1 protein-coding gene is annotated in these 2964 nt (G+C 71.6%); it reads right to left on the bottom strand.

Features of this window, described 5'->3' with window-relative positions; translation table 11 throughout:
- The coding region (locus tag BCL76_RS38315; RefSeq protein WP_146228532.1) for an AMP-binding protein at positions 1-2964 on the bottom strand (2964 nt) is incomplete at both ends.

Raw genomic sequence — 2964 nt, 5'->3', positions numbered from 1 at the left:
CACCATCTGCGCGAACGCCGACGGAACACCGCTGACCAGGCTGACGTCACCCACAGGCGTGTCCGCGTCCGCGTCGGCCAAGGCCAGGAGGTCGCCGACGATCTCGACGCTGCCCCCCGACACCAGCGGGCCGAAGAGCTCGAACACCGAGACGTCGAAGTTGAAGGACGTGGAGACAAGAACGCGTCGGAAGTCCTCCCCGCCGAACTCCCCCGCCGCCCAGCCGAGGAGCCCCGCCACCGACCGGTGCTCCACCACGACGCCCTTCGGGCGACCGGTCGAGCCCGAGGTGTAGATGACGTAGGCCGGGTGCTCCGGACGGATACGCGTGCCCAGCAGACCCGTCGCGAGGGCGGTCAGATCCAGCTCGTCGACGGCCACGACGGTCGCATCGGACTGCGGGACGACCGCTGTCGTGCTCGTCGAGGTCAGGACCGCCGTCGGCTTGGCGTCCGCGAGCATGTACGCGATCCGGTCGGCCGGGTAGGCCGGGTCGATCGGCAGATACGCGCCCCCGGACTTCAGCACCGCGAGCAGCGCCACGACCGACTCGATACCGCGCTCCAGGCAGACACCCACGAACGACTCCGGACCCACACCCTGAGCCACCAGATGACGAGCCAACCGGTTCGCACGGGCATCCAGATCCGCATACGAGACCTCCGCACCGCCCGAGACGACAGCCACCGCACCCGGAGTCCGTACCACCTGAGCCTCGAACAGCTCCGGCAGCGAACCGGCCGGCATCTCGACCGCCGTGGCGTTCCACTCGGACACGACACGGTGGCGTTCGGTCTCGTCCAGGACCTGGACGGAGCGGAGCGGCACGTCCTCTTCGTGGTCGAGGGCCGATTCGAGCACGGTGACCAGGTTCTGCGCGGTCGTGCGCAGGAAGAGGCCCACGGTCTCCGGGTCGATCGGGGCGACCGCTTGGACGGCGAGCGAGATCCGGTCGCCGTTGTCGTCGACCGAGACCATCAGGGGGTAGTTGGTGCGCTCCTCGAAGAAGACCCTGCGGATGCCGTCGAGCCGCTCGTCGCGTACCTGGGACACCTCGGTTCCGGCGTCGGCCTCGGCCGCCCCGGCCTCCGTCGTGCCACCGCTGTTGTGTCGGTAGTTGAACAGGGCGGTGAACAACGGCGCGTCGGCGGCCACCCCGCCGGCCCGCTGGGCCACCGTGAGCGGCGCGTGCTCGTGCTCAAGCAGTTCCGCGAGCTGGCCGCGCATGGCGGAGACGGCCGTCAGGACGCCGAGCGCGTCGGTGCGCACACGGACCGGGAGCGTGTTGAGGAACGGGCCGGGGACCCGGTCGGAGCCGGCGCCGGCGTTCATCCGGCCGAACAGGACGGTGCCGAAGACGACGTCCTCGCGGCCGCTGACCGCGGCGAGGACGCGGGCCCACGCCAGGTGCAGGAGGGTGGCGGGGCTGGCGCCGAGGCGGCGGGAGACGGCGAGCAGCCGGGTGTGGAGGTCGTCGCCGAAGACGACCCGGGCGCGGGTCGTGCCCGTGCCGTCGCCGTGGACGTCGACCAGGCCGAAGGGGGCCGTGGTCTCGGTGACGTCGCCGAGGAGCTCGGCGAAGTACCGCTCGTGCTCGCCGGTGGTGACTCCCGTGCGGGCCTGGGCGACGAAGGTCCGGAAGGGCAGCGGTTCGGCGAGGGTGCTCTCGCGTCCGGTGAGGAACGCGTTGACCTCGGCGAGCATGACCTCCAGGGCGGTGTGGTCCTGCACCATGTGGTGGATCCGCACCAGGGCCAGCCACTGCTGTCCGCCGGGCACGCGGGCCGCGTGGACACGGATCAGCGGGGCGCGGTCCAGGTCCATCGAGTCGCCGCCGACGGCCAGGAGCTGCGGCACCGGGTCGCCGGCCTCGGCGTCCAGCGTGACGAGGTCGACGGGCAGGGTCGCCTGCCGCCGCACGACCTGGACGGGCTCGCGCAGGCCCTCCCACACGATCGAGGTGCGGTAGATGTCGTGCCGGTCGACCACCTGCTGCAGAGCGTCGGTGAACGCGTGGAGGCGGTCACGGCTGTCGAACTCGACGACCGTCGGCATCACGTACGTGTCCTTGCCGCCCTCGGCAAGGAGGTGGTGGAAGAGCAGACCCTCCTGGAGCGGAGCCAGCGGGTAGACGTCGGCGATGTTCGCCGCGCCACCGTCGACGGTGGCGACGATCCGCGCGATCTCGTCTGCGGTGAGGTCGACGAGCGGCAGCATGTCGGGGGTGATCGCCGTCGCGTCGGCCGGGATCAGGTTGTCCGGGACGGTGACCTGCTCGGCGCCCGTCGAGGCGGCGAGGCCGGCCGGGGTCGGGGCGTCGAAGAGGGCCCGGACGGAGACGGAGACTCCGCGCTTACGGAGCAGGGCGACCAGGCGGATCGCGAGGAGCGAGTGGCCGCCGAGCCGGAAGAAGTCGTCGTCCACGCCGACGCCGACGCCGGCGCCGGTTCCGGTTCCTGCCGCGCCGAGGCCCAGGACCTCGGCGAAGGCCGCGCAGAGGATCTCCTCGCGGGCGTTGGACGGGCCACGTCCACTACCGGTGGCGTACTCGGGCGCGGGCAGGGCCTTGCGGTCGAGCTTGCCGTTGACGTTCAGCGGCAGCGCGTCGAGGACCACGATCGCCGACGGGACCATGTAGGACGGCAGGTCGCCTGCTGCGAAGTCGGCGATTCGGGTGGGGAGTTCGGCGTCGGCGGCTGCTGACGGCGTGGTGTCGTTCGGGACGACGTAGGCGACCAGGCGCTTGTCGCCGGGCACGTCCTCGCGGGCGATGACGGCTGCTTGGGCGACCGCGGGGTGCGCGGCGATCGCCGACTGGACCTCTCCGAGTTCGATGCGGAAGCCCCGGATCTTGACCTGCTCGTCGGCACGACCGAGGTACTCGATCTGACCGTCGGCGTTCCAGCGGACCACGTCACCCGTGCGGTAGAGACGACCGCCTTCCGACGAGAACGGGTCGGCCAC

The sequence above is a fragment of the Streptomyces sp. CG 926 genome (assembly GCF_003148825.1).
In the GTDB taxonomy this organism is placed as follows: domain Bacteria; phylum Actinomycetota; class Actinomycetes; order Streptomycetales; family Streptomycetaceae; genus Streptomyces.
Note: the sequence above shows the minus strand (reverse complement) of the source record. Positions and strands in the feature narration are given on the sequence as shown.